This is a genomic window from Plantactinospora mayteni (genome assembly GCF_016862935.1).
GTDB classification, from domain to species: Bacteria; Actinomycetota; Actinomycetes; order Mycobacteriales; family Micromonosporaceae; genus Plantactinospora; species Plantactinospora mayteni.
Map to the genome: position 1 here is coordinate 1 of NZ_BONX01000075.1, position 15,733 is coordinate 15,733.

13 protein-coding genes, 1 tRNA gene and 2 pseudogenes are annotated in these 15,733 nt (G+C 68.6%); 8 read left to right on the forward strand and 8 right to left on the reverse strand.

Annotated elements, in window-relative coordinates:
• Positions 1-216: 216 nt before the first annotated feature.
• From Pma05_RS40295 to Pma05_RS40305, 3 genes are all read right to left on the reverse strand, one after another.
• Positions 217-1,524 (reverse strand): hypothetical protein, encoded by a 1,308-nt coding sequence (locus tag Pma05_RS40295; RefSeq protein WP_203862817.1) that lies wholly within the window; start codon positions 1,522-1,524, stop codon positions 217-219.
• Between the two features lie 68 nt (positions 1,525-1,592).
• On the reverse strand, positions 1,593-1,934 hold the full coding sequence (locus Pma05_RS40300; protein WP_203862818.1) for a pilin: 342 nt from the start codon (positions 1,932-1,934) through the stop codon (positions 1,593-1,595).
• 381 nt (positions 1,935-2,315) lie between these two features.
• Positions 2,316-3,080, reverse strand: a complete 765-nt coding sequence (locus tag Pma05_RS40305) for a hypothetical protein (RefSeq protein ID WP_203862819.1) — start codon at positions 3,078-3,080, stop codon at positions 2,316-2,318.
• A 944-nt stretch (positions 3,081-4,024) separates the two neighbouring features.
• On the opposite strand from Pma05_RS40305, the gene Pma05_RS43220 reads away from it, so the two are divergent.
• The 6 genes and pseudogenes from Pma05_RS43220 to Pma05_RS40335 all read left to right on the forward strand — a co-directional run bounded on the left by Pma05_RS43220 (position 4,025) and on the right by Pma05_RS40335 (position 8,741).
• Positions 4,025-5,158 (forward strand): hypothetical protein, encoded by a 1,134-nt coding sequence (locus Pma05_RS43220; RefSeq protein ID WP_239314146.1) that lies wholly within the window; start codon positions 4,025-4,027, stop codon positions 5,156-5,158.
• Positions 5,091-5,252 (forward strand): helix-turn-helix transcriptional regulator, encoded by a 162-nt coding sequence (locus Pma05_RS40315; protein ID WP_239314139.1) that lies wholly within the window; start codon positions 5,091-5,093, stop codon positions 5,250-5,252. The genes Pma05_RS43220 and Pma05_RS40315 overlap by 68 nt, the downstream gene beginning before the upstream one ends.
• A 185-nt stretch (positions 5,253-5,437) precedes the next feature.
• Positions 5,438-5,743 (forward strand): annotated as a pseudogene (locus Pma05_RS44230) (tyrosine-type recombinase/integrase); the annotation flags it as partial.
• A 435-nt stretch (positions 5,744-6,178) separates the two neighbouring features.
• Positions 6,179-6,811 (forward strand): hypothetical protein, encoded by a 633-nt coding sequence (locus Pma05_RS40325; protein ID WP_203862822.1) that lies wholly within the window; start codon positions 6,179-6,181, stop codon positions 6,809-6,811.
• 669 nt (positions 6,812-7,480) lie between these two features.
• On the forward strand, positions 7,481-8,434 hold the full coding sequence (locus tag Pma05_RS40330) for a tyrosine-type recombinase/integrase (RefSeq protein WP_203862823.1): 954 nt from the start codon (positions 7,481-7,483) through the stop codon (positions 8,432-8,434).
• On the forward strand, positions 8,421-8,741 hold the full coding sequence (locus Pma05_RS40335; RefSeq protein WP_203862824.1) for a hypothetical protein: 321 nt from the start codon (positions 8,421-8,423) through the stop codon (positions 8,739-8,741). Before Pma05_RS40330 ends, Pma05_RS40335 begins: the two co-directional genes overlap by 14 nt.
• Positions 8,742-9,211: 470 nt before the next feature.
• Here the strand turns inward: Pma05_RS40335 and Pma05_RS40340 are convergent, their stop codons facing one another.
• Positions 9,212-10,453 carry an IS701 family transposase gene (locus Pma05_RS40340; protein WP_203862825.1) on the reverse strand — a complete coding sequence of 414 codons (1,242 nt, stop codon included), beginning with the start codon at positions 10,451-10,453 and terminating at the stop codon, positions 9,212-9,214.
• A gap of 196 nt (positions 10,454-10,649) precedes the next feature.
• Between Pma05_RS40340 and Pma05_RS40345 the strand changes: the two are divergent.
• Both Pma05_RS40345 and Pma05_RS40350 read left to right on the forward strand, forming a co-directional pair.
• Positions 10,650-11,350 (forward strand): annotated as a pseudogene (locus Pma05_RS40345) (IS5 family transposase); the annotation flags it as partial.
• Between the two features lie 29 nt (positions 11,351-11,379).
• Entirely contained in the window at positions 11,380-11,700 is a 321-nt protein-coding gene (locus tag Pma05_RS40350; protein ID WP_203862826.1) for a hypothetical protein, read from the forward strand.
• A 471-nt stretch (positions 11,701-12,171) separates the two neighbouring features.
• On the opposite strand, the gene Pma05_RS40355 is transcribed toward Pma05_RS40350, so the two are convergent.
• The 4 genes from Pma05_RS40355 to cmk form a co-directional block, all read right to left on the reverse strand.
• Positions 12,172-13,131, reverse strand: coding sequence for a tyrosine-type recombinase/integrase (locus Pma05_RS40355; RefSeq protein ID WP_203862827.1), 960 nt, complete (start codon positions 13,129-13,131; stop codon positions 12,172-12,174).
• A 113-nt stretch (positions 13,132-13,244) separates the two neighbouring features.
• Positions 13,245-13,318: transfer RNA gene (locus Pma05_RS40360), tRNA-Pro, on the reverse strand.
• A gap of 219 nt (positions 13,319-13,537) precedes the next feature.
• Positions 13,538-14,941 (reverse strand): ribosome biogenesis GTPase Der, encoded by a 1,404-nt coding sequence (gene der / locus Pma05_RS40365; protein ID WP_203862828.1) that lies wholly within the window; start codon positions 14,939-14,941, stop codon positions 13,538-13,540.
• Positions 14,942-15,044: 103 nt separating this feature from the next.
• Positions 15,045-15,728 carry a (d)CMP kinase gene (gene cmk / locus Pma05_RS40370; protein ID WP_203862829.1) on the reverse strand — a complete coding sequence of 228 codons (684 nt, stop codon included), beginning with the start codon at positions 15,726-15,728 and terminating at the stop codon, positions 15,045-15,047.
• Positions 15,729-15,733: the final 5 nt, after the last annotated feature.

Consider the following 15,733-nt stretch of genomic DNA (forward strand, 5'->3'; position numbering starts at 1 on the left):
CCCCGCGTCGGCCAGGCGATCGCGACGATGTCGGCGCTGCTGGTCGTGAAGGTGCGAGGTGACGGCTCGGTCATCGCTTCGTCAGTGGTGTTCTGTGGCGCTGTCATCTGGTTTCCCTTTCGAGTTGGGGCGGTAGGTACGGCCGGTCCACGGCGCGCGTGAGGGTGTCCCGCCGTAGACGAGGGGCTTTCTGGGTGTCGCGTTGATGGGCGCTCGTCAGCGCGTGTGGTTGGGCCGGTTCCAGGTGCCTCTGACCGGTGGACGTACCGGCCGGGTACGCGGCATCACGGTCGCCGGGGTGACGCCGGGCGGGACCGGTCGTGGGGGTACTGACCGCGGCGGATCCGGGACGACGCCGGCGGCCCGGATCGGCGGCCGTGTCGAGCGGGGAGTGGTTGGTGCGGCGCGTTTCGGCACGGTGCTCGTGTAGGGGTCGACGCCGGCGGCGAGTTCGTCGCGGGTGTAGGGGCGGACGGTGCGGCCGGTCGGGTAGCCAATGCCGGCGCGGCCGGGACCCGCACCCGACGGCGGCGGCAGTGGTCGGGGCGTGAAACCGCCAGGGCGAGGTTGGCCACCGCCTCCGCCACCCGAATGCACCGGCCACGGCCGGTTCACTCCGCCGGCACCGGCCGCGCCAGCACGGCCGGCGGCCCGCGCGGCGTTTCGGCCGCCGCTGAACGCGCGGGAGATCCCTCTGGTCAACTGCTGTACCAACACGACGCGCAGGATCATCCCCATCGGGTTCGGCGGGGTGCGGGTGATGTAACGGCTCATCAGCCCGGGGATCTTCACGACGCCCCACAGCAGGCACACCACGATCAACAGATTCATGACCGCGGCCGGCTCACCGCCGGGTACCGGCAGGCCGAGCACCAGCAGATTGCTGTCGGGAGCGAGGAAGACCCTCAGCGTGGTGTGCAGCGCAACCGCCTGCAGGGCCACCGTGCCGAGCGTGCCGAGGATCGCCCGCCACCACAGCTTGGCGGCACCCTCGGTCTGCGGGGTTCCGTGCAACGCCAGGGCGATCGGTGAGATGCCGACGGCGATGACGAGGAACCCGAGCCGGATGATCCACTGCACCAGGAGGGCGCCGGTGAGTACCGCGATCAGCAGGCCGATGAGCAATAGCAGGAAGCCGATCGCGGTCGCACCGGTCTGGCCGCCCAACGCGCTGACCGTGGTGTTCCGCAGATGCTGCATCGAGCCGGGCGCGGTGATGTCCTGGCTGGTCAACGCGGCGGTCAACGCGTTGGCCAGCCCGATGACGGTGGAACAGATCGGGATGGCGAAGTTGGCGGCGATCAGGCCGATGACCAGGCGAGGGATCAACTCGCCTGGCCCGACCTGTGACTGGATGGTGTCGCGTCCCATCACCAGGACGGCCGCCCACAGGAACGCCAACACGTAGCAGACGTTCACGATGTGAAGCGAAGTGCTGGCGAACGCGGTGACCTGCGGCAGAGTAGTCACGTCCGGGCTGACGAACGCGGTGACCGACAACAGTTCCCACAGAGCGTTCAACACACCGATCACCGTTTCGGCGAACCACTGAAGGATGGGGCCGATGATCTGATCGGCGAACCGGTCACCCACTACTCCGCCCCGATCCAGCCCTGTACGACCGCGAGCAGGATCGGCGCGAGAACTGCCAGGGCGTACCCGAGCAGCGCGTTCTTGAAGGCCGAGTTGGACTTCTCGATCTCGGTCGGGTCGCCGCCAGCGGCCAGACGACGCAGGCCACCGATGGTCAGGAACAAAGTCGCGACCCCGACCAGCAGCCCGACAATCCAGGCCGTGATGTTTTCGATGATCCGGGGCAGCGGGTACGCAGCCAGGATCTGCGGCTCGGCCGCGTACGCCGGGGCCGAGCCGGCCACGGCCGCGAGGACCGTGACCGTGATGGTGAGGATGCGGTAGACGTTGCGGCGGAACATGGCGGGGACCTCCCGCCCCGCGTGCGGGGCTCGATTGGGGTTGAGGTGCGCCACCAGGAATCGGGGCAGGGGCCGTGGGAGCGTCGCTCCTTCCAGCCATGAGGTGATCGGGTGCGAACACGGCCACTCAGGCCGGCCGCGCCCCGATCCCCGGGGCGCCGACACCGGCCGCTTCTCGGTCCGATGTCTTGCCCACGAAGGCCCACTGTTGGGTGGCCAACACGACGTCCGCCGCCACACCCGAACCCAACAGCGACCCAACACCACGTCGCTGTTGGGCCGGCGCCATCCGTTGTTGGGTCGCCGCGACCAGATGTTGAGTCGCGCCGTCGGCAGAAGCGACGTGCTCTCGCGCAGCCGCCATGTGCTGTTGGCCCGCAGTCACCGCTGTTGGATCGCGGCGACGCGTTGCCGAGTCGCGGCGACTCGCTGGTGGGTCGCGTCACCGCTGCGGCGTTTGCGGGGCCGCAACGACACGAACGTGAGGTCGCCCTCGCGGATGGCTTCCCGAAGCCGACGTTCGGCCTTCAGACGCCATGACGAGGCCAGGCTGGAGGTGATGCCGAGACCGGCTGCGGCCTGCGCGAGGGTGCTGTTGTCGAGGCGGGTGGCGGCGATCAGGTTCGCCTCGTCGGCGTCCAGCACACCGACCGCGACGGCACGGGCCAGCACCAGGTCAGGGTGGTCCCACGGGTGGATCGGCGCGATCGGGTCGGGCGCGTCGGTGTGGATCAGCTGCGTGTCGGAATCGGCGTCCCGGGCCTTACGCGCGGCACGCAAGCCGGCATCGATCAGCCGGCCACAGATCCGAGCCGGCTCCAAGTCGATGGTCTTGAGACGCGCCACAAACCCGACCAGCAGTTCGGCGTCCAGATCGCTGGTGTCGCCCCGCCATCCCGCAGCGAGCGCACCGGCAACGTGACGCAGACCCGGCATCGCGATGCCCACCGCGGCAACAACCCACGCCGGGCCGTCCCGGCGAGCGCGGATGACCAACTCACGCCACACGGCATCCCGCACCTCAACACCGGTCTGCGGCGACAACAAAAGTGCTCGTAGCCGCTCCAACGGCAGGATGTCATCCGGCAGACCCTCGAAGCCGCGGCCATCGAACCCGACGTGCGTGGGCGGCTGAACCAGGAGCATGAAGGCACGTTCGGCCGCGGCCAGCGGCGAGGACGGCCAGGATCGAGCAGACATGTCAACCTCACGAGGCGATCGGCACCGCACCTCACAACGGCGCTAGACCCCTATCCGCACACGTCGACCCAACGGTCCATGAACGTGCGAACCTGCGCCGGGAGCTGTTGGGCCTGCTCAATAGCCATGCCCGCCCAACAACCAACAGCGGGCCGCAGATGTCGTCAACGACCCAGGCGAAGGCCAACACCACAGCTCACCGGCCTGTTGGGTACCGTTGCCTCAGGAGATCAGCACGAGGCTGGTATTCGTACCGCGGCAACCCGCGCGACCACGAGGTACCCGCGCAGGAAGCGCCCAGCAAGCACTGAATTAGGCGCATAGCCCCACCTGCCGCCACCCCGGCCAGCTCTGCACCAGGCTCAGGCACATGGTCATGTGGGGGCGCATCCGGCCTGGTCACGACCGCGCCGGCAGCTGGCATCGTCGCGATCATCATTCCGCCGGCCCCGCCCACAGGACTCCTGCCGGCGGCCCGGCTCACGGACGTCCTCGTGCCGGTATCCGTGCTCGACCTGGTCTGGTCGCCAACTGAGGGCAACTGCCCGCAGCAACGCGAGAACTGGACGCGCCGGCGCCGAAGCCGTTGGCGAGGTCAAGAACCGCGCCCTCGACGCCCCGCCTCGTCAACCAGGCCCACCAACAAGTGGCCGTCTCGACGAGGGCGGCGTGAGCGCCCACCACGTGCACTGGCTGTTGGCTACCCAACAGCCAGACACGCAAAGCCGTTGGGTTGACGATGATCAACTGTTGGATAAGGCCACCCAACAGACGGCGCACGCTGTTGGGTGCTGTTAGGTACCGGCACGCGAGAGACCGCGCTGTGAGCCGGCATCCCGGGGCCATTCGTAGATGCGAACACGGTCAACCAGCGCGGGAGCCACCCGCACATGACTGCTCTGCCGAACTCCGTCCCCGCCGACATGCCCCGCCCGAACCCATTCATCGCTGCACCGAACATCCACGGCGACGCGATCCTCGTCGGCGGCGACGTACCCATCGCCGTCTGGCGACTCGACGACCGCGACGACGACGCATCCACCACCGACCCCAACGCCCGCCTCGCGTCGCGGCTGGCCCAGCGACTCATCCTCGTGTACACCCGGCGCGGCGACGCGGTCATCGACTTCGACAGCGACACACATCTGCAAACCGCCAGCGCCAACACGTTCCGCTCCTACCTGCCCATCACCGAACCCGGCGACGTCGCGGACCTGAACTCGCTCGCTGAACCCGTCAGCCTCGTCGTCCTACGGTGGCCCCCGCAGCACACCGACCGAACGCGGGCCAGCATCGCCGACCTGTTCGGCGCATGCCGACTAATCATGACGGCCGACACCTGCGCAATCGCGGCCATCAGCTCCGCAGCACCCGACCAACCCGGAACCACATACGCCGAGCACCTGAACGAACTCCTGCCAGCTGCCCGCGCCGCGGGCCTCACACACGTCCTGCAAATCGTCGCGGTCACCGGACCAGGCAACGGCGACCAGTTCGTGTACTACGCCACCCGCGCCGAAGCCGAGGCAGCACGACAGGATCGACCGACCGGTCACCGCGACCAGAGCTTCCACGTCGACCTGATGGTCTTTACCGCCCCGGGAGTCGCGACGGCTGAATCCAACCCAACTCCGGCCGATCGCGACCCACAGCGACTCACGAGACAACGCCACGACAATTCCCGCGACGTGACCCGAATCGCGGAAATCGATGTCGCCACACGATCGACCGACGACGGTGAGTCAAGCTACGGTGCCGCCGCACCAACAAGCCCTACCAGCCGAAACGACCGTAACGAATCCCAATCCGAGGTACGCGCTGAAAGGACGCCCAATCCATGCCCGCCCTACCCACGCTCCACAGCGAGTCGCTCCCACAGCCTGGTCCCTCCGACACCGCAGGCCGGCGATGAACGCGCCGACCGCCCCCGAATGGCGGCCCGACCCCCTGCTCACCATCGACGATGTCGCCACCTGGCTGGGCAAGCCGAAGAACACCCTCTACGCCTGGCACAGCCGAGGTAAAGGACCACGCGCCATCCGGGTCGGGAACACCCTGCGCTACCGGCGCAGCGAGGTCGAACTCTGGCTCGACAACCACACCGACCCGGAGCGATGAACCATGGCCCGACCTCCACTGCCCATCGGCACATTGGGCACTATCCGCACCGAGAAGCTCGGCCCCAATCGGCATTGCGCCCGAGCCCGATATCGCGACCACGACGGCAGAACCCGCGACGTCGAGGCCACCGACACCACCGCTCCCGCTGCCGTTCGGGCGCTCAAGGTCAAAGTCCGCGACCGCGTGGCACCTGGCTGTCACCGCAGAACGTGCGCCGCCAGTGGCGGCAAGCACGCGCCGACGCCGGCCTCGAATGGGTCACCCCGCACACCTTCCGCAAGACCGTCGCCACCCTCATCGACAAGGAGGCTGACGCCAAGAGCGCCGCAGCCCAGCTCGGGCACGCTACCGAGCAGGTCACAAACAAGCACTACATCGTTAAGCCCGCACTCGCCCCGGACAGCTCCGGCATCCTCGAACAGCTCGGCGGTGGCCTGCCGACAACTGAGCCCACCCGCCGCGACCACGACCCACGCCAGACCGGATAGGCGCGCGGGGACGGCAGCCGGCAACGCCGGCGGGAAGGTCATAATCCGATCGCCCCAGGGTATTGTTGGGGGGTTTTCGGGGGGGCGAATCAAAATCGCATAGATAAACGTCGAGGCCCTGACTGGCTTTCTGCTGGTCAGGGCCTCATGCTGGTGCCCCGGCAGGATTCGAACCTGCGACAAGGCGGGCGATTCGCTGGTCATCACCGAAACGGTCCGGTTTAACTCGGTCAAGCCGGCCGCGGCCCGGCCGCGCAACTCCCTGGATGTAGATCCTGGTGTGCTGCGAAGCGTCTGCACGCAGCTCGGCTTCCACCCGGATGACGGCGAACGGGTCAGCGATCTTGCGGCGGTGGCGGTGGCTCGGATGGCATGGCGAGATGGCCCGGTCGAGGATTGGCATTCGGTCCGGTTTCGACGCATCAGCGATGGGAGATGATGCGCGCCAACGCGGCTGCCACTCGGCTGGTCCGCAGCGTCCTCCGCGATCAGCAGTCGTACCTGTACGCAGGCAGCGATCCGTTCAGGAGGGTCTTCCAGACGCTGGCGGATCCGGACCGAATGCTTCCGGACGGGCGACGGCTGATCGATCTTGCACCGGACGCAGTGGAACTCACCAGACTCCGGACGCACGTCGAGCTGTGCTGTTCGGCGTGGGCCGACAGCGCAGCCGTCAGAGGTTTAGGTAAGATCCTCCTGCTTCTCGCCTGCCGTGGCGCGGCCTTGAACTGGCGCTGGTGGCTGTCGACTGGGTGGCCGCAGTTGGTCGAGACCTTCGTCCGTCGGATCGATGACCCGACGCTGTGGCGAAATCCCTGGGAGATTAACAATCGCCGCAGAATAGGAGATCCTCCCGACGGGCTGACCGGCACAAACCTACGTCAGCTCCTCCTGGCTGGACCGGACCAGCTCACCGCAACCGCTGCTGCCTACTACTTAAAGGCGGGTCTGTCCGCGCTACCTCCTCAGGACTGCGGTCTGCCCCCGGCGCGACGACGCCTGCTACCGGCCGGCTACCTCGGCCTGGTGGAGGAACCTTCCGGCGATCCGACGCTGATCACGGGCTGACGTGGCGCAATCCCGAGTACCCAACAGCGCAATCCGGGCCTCTCCCACAGAATGGGGAGGGCCCGGAGTCATTAGCCGGCACCGCCCTGTCGGGTTTTCCCTGAGGCCATCCGTGGTGTCCGACGGGTAGTGTCGTGGCCTGGCCGGTGGGCAGGTTGCCGTCAATGGTGACCAGGGTGGCGCCTGCGGGGCGACAAGGTATGCAGGCGCGGAGACCTTTCGTTCGGGCAGCAAACCTCTGCCGTGGCGGTCACAGTCGTGGCCGCGTTGGGTAGCCCTGCGGGATGAGTTGGGTAGACCCTGCGAAGTTGTTGGGCAACCGACTGTGTAATCCGCCTGGCTGTTGGGCGGTTGTTGGGTACCCAACTCCTTCTGACCGTGGCATCGACGCTGGTCCGCGAGCCTTTTTGTGGGCGTGAAGACGAACTCGGTAGTGCCAGACCGGCGCACACGCACCACGCCGTACCGCAAGCTGATCGCGCTGCAAAGCGCGGCGGCATTGATCACACTGGCCAGACGGTCGGTGAGCATCGCCGGTGATATCGGCGACGACCAAGGCCGTCATGATCCCCCGATCAACTCGCGTAGTGGGCAGTTTGCTCCGATAGCTCCGCCCCGCTCCACGTACCAGGATCGGCGCCCGGTGCCGACGCCACAGGGTACGTGGCCATGAACCGGGATCCCACCACGCTGGCGACGGGTCTGCCGCTAGCGTGGGCGACGTTCCTCACCGACTGGGATCGGACGCTGCGGTCGGGGAACTACCCGTCGACGACGCGCTACAACTACCTCCTCGCCGTTGCGCAGTTGGGCCGGTACCTCGCCGACGACAGCCAACGGGACGCGGGGGAGGCAGCAGGCACGCCGACGGCCGTGACTCGGCGGCACGTCGAGGACTTCCAAGCGTGGATGATCACGACCCGGTCGCCGGCCACCGCGCTGAACAAGCACAAGGCCTTGCAGCAGTTCTTCAAGTGGCTCACGGTCGACGAGGAGGAAATGGACCAGTCACCCATGCTGCGGGTGCGGCAACCCAAGACACCGAAGCGCCTCATCCCGATCATCCGGGATGAGGACACCAAGAAGCTGCTCGACACGTGCAAAGGCAAGGACTTCGTACACGTCCGCGACGAGGCGATCATCCGGCTGCTGTCCAACACCGGAGCGCGGCTGTCCGAGGTGGCGAAGGTGGACACCGACGATGTCGACCTGTCGCTCGATACAGTGCGCTACCACGGCAAGGGCGCCAAGGACCGACGGGTTCGGCTCGGGCCAAAGACCGCCCGGGCGGTCAGCCGCTACCTGCGCGCCCGCCGCGGTCACAAGGGCTTCGGGCTGCCCGACCTGTGGCTGGCGGTACGTGGCGCGCGGCCGCTGACCGCCAACGGCATCAAGCTCATGCTCAAACGGCGGGGTCTGCGCGCCGGGGTCGATGGCGTGCACGCCCACCGCTGGCGGCACACCTACGCACACGAATGGAAGCTGGCCGGAGGAGACACCGGCGATTTGATGCTGGTGCTCGGCTGGACGTCCGAGGACATGCCGCGTCACTACGGCGCCAGCGCTGCCGCCGAGCGGGCCCAGGAGGTGCAAGCCCGGATGGGAATCGGTGAACGTGTCTGACCGCGAGAAGGAGCCGCAGACAGGCGGGCGTGGAGGAGGGACGGGCATCACCCCGCAGCAGCGCCGCCGCCGCGCCCGCATCGCCGCACATGCCTCCTGGGCCAACACCAGCGACCGTACGGCCCGCACCTCCTCCGGCACCAAGGCGTTCCTCGAGCGGTTCGAGCGCCAGGTCGACCCCGACGGTGCGCTGCCCGACGAAGTCCGCGCCGCCATGGCCAAACACGCACGCACGGCGTACATGCTGCAACTGGCTGAACGCTCGGCGGCGGCACGCCGCCGCCGAGCCCGAGCGCAGGACCCTTGATCGCGCGGAGGTCGTGTCACTGCCGAAATTAGACGCATGGGCTATGAGCTGGGGTTTCGCCTGGCTGCGGCACGATCGGTTCGTGATGGCCCATTGCCGTATCTGATCATGGTTCGGATGTTCGGCTGGCTCGCGCTCCCTCGCGCGGAGCGACGCCGTCAACTCGGCGGAGTTGCTGGTGCTATGGCATGAGGTCACCGTGTTGACGGCGCCAGGTCGGTGGGCGAGGCCGTCCTGGCCGGATCGCGCCGTGCTGTCCGTGCTGACGCGGTTGCTGCCCCGCGCACTGTGTGCGCACCGGATCGTCGCCCCGACCACGCTGCTGGCCCGGCACCGCCGTCTAGTAGTGCTTTGTTAGGTTCGGTAGCGTTTGTTGCGGTGTAGTGGTTTCAGGGGTTGGTGGCAGGTGGTGCAGGCGCCGGTCCAGGTCGCGAGGAGTCGTTGTAGCTCGCGGATGACGGTGTAGAGGGTCAGGCCGGCGCAGCCGCTTTTGGGTCCAGGCGCAGTTCGGTGATGAACAGGTGTGCGGCGGTGACGAGGGTGACGTGGCGGTGCCAGCCGGTCCAGGATCGGCCTTCGAAGTGGTCCAGGCCGAGGCCGGTCTTGAGTTCGCGGTAGTCGTGTTCGATGCGCCAGCGGATCTTGCCGTAGCGGACCAGGTCGGTGTGGTCGGTGGTGGCGGGCAGGCTGGACAGCCAGTACTTGACCGGCTCGGTCTGGTCGTCGGGCCACTGGGCGATCAGCCACCGTTCGGGCAGGGTGCCGTCGGCGTCGCGGGCGACGCGGTGGCCTGCCGGGCGTACCCGCAGGAAGATGAACTGGGAACTCATCGTGCCCTTCGAGCCTGCTCGCCAGGTGACCGTTTCCGCGGCCTCGCGTCCAGCGGCGCGGACGTGTTCGATCAGGTTGATCGCGGTTTTGGGGTAGCGCGGCTCGGTCCTGGTTGGTGGGCGACCACGCCCGGACCACACCCGCGGCACGGGGCGCTCGTCTGGTTTGTAGGCGAGGGCGTCGCCTTTGACTTGCATGATGTAGCCAATTCCGCGCTGGTCCAGGGCAGTGCGGAACTGGCTGTTGTCGCCGTAGCCGGCGTCCGCGGCCAGCAGCGGTGGGCGCAGGCCGCGGTCGGCCAGTTCGTCGAGCATCTCTATGGCCAGCGACCACTTCGGCCGATGACGCTCGTCGGCAGGGATCCCGCAGCGGCCCCGGCGAGCGGCCACCTCGGGATGGTCGGCCTCGTCAACGGCTTGGTCATCCCACGACGTCGGGAGAAACAGCCGCCAGTCCAGAGGGCACGATGCGGTGTCGGTGACGGCGTGGACACTCACCCCGATCTGGCAGTTCGCCACCTTGCCCAACGTACCGGAGTACTGCCTGGCCACACCCGGCGAACTCTTGCCGTCCTTCGGAAAGCCGGTGTCGTCGACCACCCACGCCACCGGCTCGACCACCTCAACCGCCCGCCGGGCCAGCCGCATCCGCACCGCCGTGGTATCCCACGTCGAGGTCGTCACGAACTGCTGCAACCCCTGATGATCCACCCCAAGCCGATCCGCCATCGGCTGCATCGACTTGCGCCTCCCGTCCAGCAGCAGCCCCCGCAGATACGTCTCACCCTTGACCCGCTGATCCGACCGCACCATCGGGGTGAACAAGTCCGCAGCGAACACGTCAAGTCGTTGCCGCACAACCGAAAGCTGGTCAGGAGTCACCGCAACATCGAACTACCCCAAGCCACTCCGACGAGCCACCGACACGCCGACCTAACAAAGCACTACTAGGCCGTGTGTCGAAGTCGGTGCCAAGTCTTGAACTGGGTTGAGGCTCTCCGCGTGTCGGTGGTCGTGATGTAGCGAGGTCTCCGGTAGATGGTTCAGCGACCAAGCAGAACCTGAAACCGGAGACCTCGTGGACACCCTAGCGGTGACGCGGCGGTTCGACCTGACCGACGCCCAGTGGGCGGTGCTGGAGCCGCTGCTGCCAGCGCCGAAGCGGCCAGGTCGACCGTCGTTGTGGAGCAGACGGCAGTTGATCGACGGGATCCGGTGGCGGATCCGGGTCGGTGCCCCGTGGCGGGACGTGCCACCCCAGTACGGGTCGTGGTCGGCGGTGTACGCCCTGTTCCGGCGCTGGCAGCGCAACGGGACCTGGCAGCAGGTCCTCACCGCGTTGCAGGCCCGTGCTGACGCCGCCGGCAGGATTACTTGGGACGTGTCGGTGGACTCGACCAGCGTCCGAGCTCACCAGCACGCCGCCGGTGCGAGGAAAAGGGGGCTCTGCAGGCCGAACCACCCGGCGGGGTCAGCGTCGAGCCGGACGATCATGCCCTGGGTCGTTCTCGCGGTGGGTTGACCACGAAGCTGCACCTGGCTTGTGAGCAGGGACAGAAACCCCTCGCCATCGTGTTGACCGCCGGACAGCGCGGCGACAGCCCCCAGTTCGTCCCGGTCCTGGCCGCTATCCGCGTTCCCCGCCTGGCCACCGGCCGCCCGAGGACCCGTCCGGACCGGGTCCTGGCCGACAAGGCGTACACGTCCAAGGCCAACCGTTCCTACCTACGCCGACGCGGCATCGCCGCGACCATCCCGTCCAAGACCGACCAGGACGCCCGCTGACGGACGGCGGACCCGAAGACCGGATGCTGGCGGAGCAGTTCGGCGAGATCGCGGCACGGCTGCGCGGCGGCGGGCTGCCGACGGCGGACTTCGCGGTACCGCAGGACAACACTCCCGGTATTCCCACCTGCCCGGGCGACACGCCAGCCCGCGACATCGACAAGGTCCCCCGGGAATGGACCTCCCGCGGTCCCAGGTGGTTCTACCTGCTGCTGACAGTCATCGCCATCCTGTGGCTCTGCGTCATCGTGATAGTTCCGATCGTCTGCAACCCGAACCGCAACGCGGCGGAGCACGACCGCCGAGACCATCGGACAAGCCGAGAGGACGAGCCCTCCCCCTGACCGATCCGGCGTCCCGGGATCTCCGGGAATCCGCCCAGCGCCGAGGACCGGCGTCCCTACGCGGCCCGAACCGCACCCTTAACGAGCGCCCGCCATGATCATCGTCGAACGGCTCCCACCAGGCCCGCCTCGCCACCGCCTGAGCGCGTATGGCAGGCGGCCGCCACCTGGCCACCCGGCTATCGGCAGATAGTTGACTGGCGAACTGCCAAGGTACTCGGCCACACAGAGTGCGTGGCGGGCTCACGTTCGCGATCGAACCGTGCCTCCGGGCAGTCGGCCTGGGTTGCCGCCGTTCTCGCACTGTGGGGCTTGGCCGGCGCCTATAGCGCCACGGCTGGCTGGCCCCCAGTCACCTGATGACGGCCCGCGATCCCGTCGGCGTTCTCTGTAACGAGACGATGCGGGAACCGCTACACCCGTGACTCCTGTGGTCGGACCGTCGGGGTCGGGGTAGTGGCGGTCCGGTGACTACACCCGTTCGCCGATACCCAGTCGGGCTTGGGTTTCCTGTGCCCGTTCGGCGGCGGCGCTGGCGCCGTAGTGGCGGGGCATGTCGTCGGAGGACCAGCCGAGCAGCAACATCAGGTCGCCCGTGTCGCCACCGGCCCGCTTCCACTCGTGGGCGAAGCTGTGCCGCCACCGGTGGGCGTGCACGTTGGGTACTCCGGCCGCCTTTCCGAGCCGCTTGAGAAGGATCTTGATGCCGTTGGGAGTCAAGGGGGCCACGCCGCGGGCGGCCAGCCACAGGTTCGGCAGTGCGGCGCCCTTGTGCTTGTCCCGGGCCCGCAGGTAGCGGCTCAGCGCCCGGGCGGTCTTGGGACCGAAGCGGACCCGCCGGTCCTTGGCGCCCTTGCCGTGGAAGTGCACCGATTCGGTGTTCAGGTCCAGGTCGGCCACAAGGAGGTTGCCGACCTCGGAGAGGCGGGCTCCGGTGTTGCAGTACAGCCGGATCAGCGCCTCGTCGCGCAGGTTGGCGAACCCCTTGCCCTTGCACGCGTCGAGGAGCTTGCCGGTGTCCTCGTCGCGCATGACCGGGATCAGCTTGCGTGGTGTCTTCGGCTGCCGGACCCGTTCCATCGGTGAGCGGTCGATGACCTGCTCGTCGACCAGCAGCCACTTGAAGAACTGCTGCAGTCCCTTGTGCTTGTTCAACGCGGTCGAGGCGGACCTGGTTTCGATCATCCAGCCCTGGAACGCCTCCACGTGCGCCCGGGTCACCCCGCACGGATCGGCGGCGGCCTCCTCGGCGTCCGGATCTGGGGAGTGCTCCCCTAGGTAGCGGCCAAGCTGGGCGGCGGCAAGGAGGTAGTTGTAGCGGGTGGTCTGCGGGTAGTTCCCGGCGCGCAGTGACCGGTCCCAGTCTCGCAGGAACCCGGCCCAGCCGTTCGAGAGGCCGGTGGTGAGTTTGGAGAGATCGAGGTGTGGCATGGCAACCTGCCCGAGTCAAGGAGTCCAACAGCGGCGTGCTAGACCGGACATTCATGCCGAGCTATGAAAAGAGGGCTCCCGCAAGTCTCTGACCTGCGGAAACCCTCTCGCTGTCGGGACGGCCGGATTCGAACCGACGACCCCTTGACCCCCAGTCAAGTGCGCTACCAAACTGCGCCACGTCCCGCTCCCGCCCGGCGTACCGCGCGACAGCCGGTACAGCGTAGCGCAGGACGGTTTCGTACGCGCAGCGGCCTACTGCCTACCGTCGCCCGAACCCGTCCCGTTACGACCCCCAACACAACCCCCACCCCGTCCTAGGAAGATAGGTCATTGGGTCGGGCCGTGGGGGCGTCGTGCCCAGTTCTGGTGAACCGGGCACGACGATCACAGCCCGACTACGGGCTCAGCCGTGCGGCTTGCCCCGGCCGCCGGCACCGACCTTCTTGCGGGGGCGTACCGAAACCTCCACCGGGCTGCCCGCGAAGCCGAACTCCTCGCGGAGCTTGCGTTCGACGAAGCGCTGGTAGCCGGCGTCCAGTGGACCGGTGGTGAAGAGCACGAACCGAGGTGGGCAGGTACCCGCCTGGGTGGCGAAGAGCACCCGGGGCGCCCGTCCGCCCCGCACCGGGTGCGGCGTCGCCTGTACCAGCGCGGTGAGCCACTGGTTGAGCTGCCCGGTCGGGATCCGGGTCTCCCAGCTGGCCAGCGCGGTACGCAACGCCGGGGCGAGCTTGTCCACCGCCCGGCCTGTCTTGGCCGATACGTTGATCCGGATCGCCCACGGAATCCGCCGCAGCTCCCGCTCGATCTCCTTGTCCAGGTAGTAGCGGCGGTCCGCGTCAACCAGGTCCCACTTGTTGAAGGCGATCACCAGGGCCCGGCCGGTCTCGGTGACCGTGGTGAGGATCCGCTGGTCCTGCTCGCTGATCGGCTCGCTGGCGTCGAGCAGCACCACCGCCACCTCGGCCGCCTCGATCGCGGCGGCGGTACGCAGGCTCGCGTAGTACTCCGTGCCGCTGGCCTTGCCGACCCGCTTGCGCAGCCCGGCGGTGTCCACCAACTGCCAGACCTCGCCGCCGATCTCGACCAGGCTGTCGACCGGGTCGACGGTGGTGCCGGCGACCGAGTCGACGACCGCCCGCTCCTCCTTGGCGAGCCGGTTGAGCAGGCTGGACTTGCCGACGTTGGGGCGGCCGACCAGGGCCACCCGGCGCGGCCCGCGCGGGCCGGCTTCGGTGATCGGCGGCGCGTCCGGCAGCGCCTCGAGGATCGCGTCGAGCAGGTCGCCGGAGCCCCGGCCGTGTAGTGCGGAGACCGGCCGCGGCTCGCCCAGCCCGAGCGACCACAGCGAGGTCGCCTCGATCTCCACGGCCGTGTTGTCGGCCTTGTTGGCGACCAGCAGCACCGGCTTGGCGCTGCGCCGGAGCATGCGTACGGCGGCCTCGTCCACGTCGGTGGCCCCGACCGTGGCGTCCACCACGAACAGCACCACGTCGGCCGTGGCGACGGCGTTCTCCGCCTGGGCGGCGATGGCGGCGGCCCGGTCCTTCGCGTCCGGCTCCCAGCCGCCGGTGTCGACCACCGTGAACTGCCGCCCCGACCACTGCGCGTCGTACGGGACCCGGTCCCGGGTCACCCCGGGCGTGTCCTCCACCACCGCCTGCCGGCGGCCGATGATCCGGTTCACCAGCGTCGACTTGCCGACGTTGGGCCGCCCCACCACGGCCACCACCGGCACCGGTCCGGTCGACTCGACCTCGTCGACGTCCGGCTCCCGCAGCTCGACCCAACCGTCCCCCGCGTTCACGCCGCCTCCTCAACCGCACCGCCGAGGGAAACCCTGACGGCATCGTCCCGCCGGGTGCTACCCCGGTCCTCCACTAGCGCACCGATTCCGCCGATCCACCGGGTCACCGGCCCGGCCGCCGCTCGGTGAGCAGGTCTCGCAGCCGCACGACGACCTCGTCGATGCCGAGCGCGGTGGTGTCCAGCACCACCGCGTCCGGAGCCCGCCGCAACGGGTCCGCGGCCCGGGTGGAGTCGAGCCGGTCCCGCCGGGCCAGGTCGGCTGCGGTGGCGGTGAGATCGGCGGCGTTCTCCACGCTGCGCCGCTGTGCCCGCGCCTCGGCCGAGGCGGTCAGGTAGACCTTGAGATCGGCGTCGGGCGCCACCACGAAGCCGATGTCCCGGCCCTCGACCACGATCCGGCCGGCCGCGTCGATCATCTCGCGCTGCTGCGCGACGAGCAGTTCCCGTACGGCGGGCACAGCCGACACCGCGGAGACCGCGGCCGTCACCTCCGGGCCCCGGATCTCCCGGTCGACGGCGATGCCGTCCGCGGTCACGCTCGGCGCCTCCGGATCCACCCCGATCTTCAGGTCGGTCTCCCCCGCCACCTTGGCCACCCCCTCGGCGTCCTGCGGGTCGACGCCGGAGCGCAACACCGCCCAGGTGACGGCCCGGTACATCGCCCCGGTGTCGAGGTAGCGGGCGCCGAGCGCGCTCGCCAGTCGGCGGGAGACGGTGGACTTCCCCGAACCGGACGGGCCGTCCACGGCAACCACACATCGCCCGGTCCGTACCTTTTCCGCCACCGTTC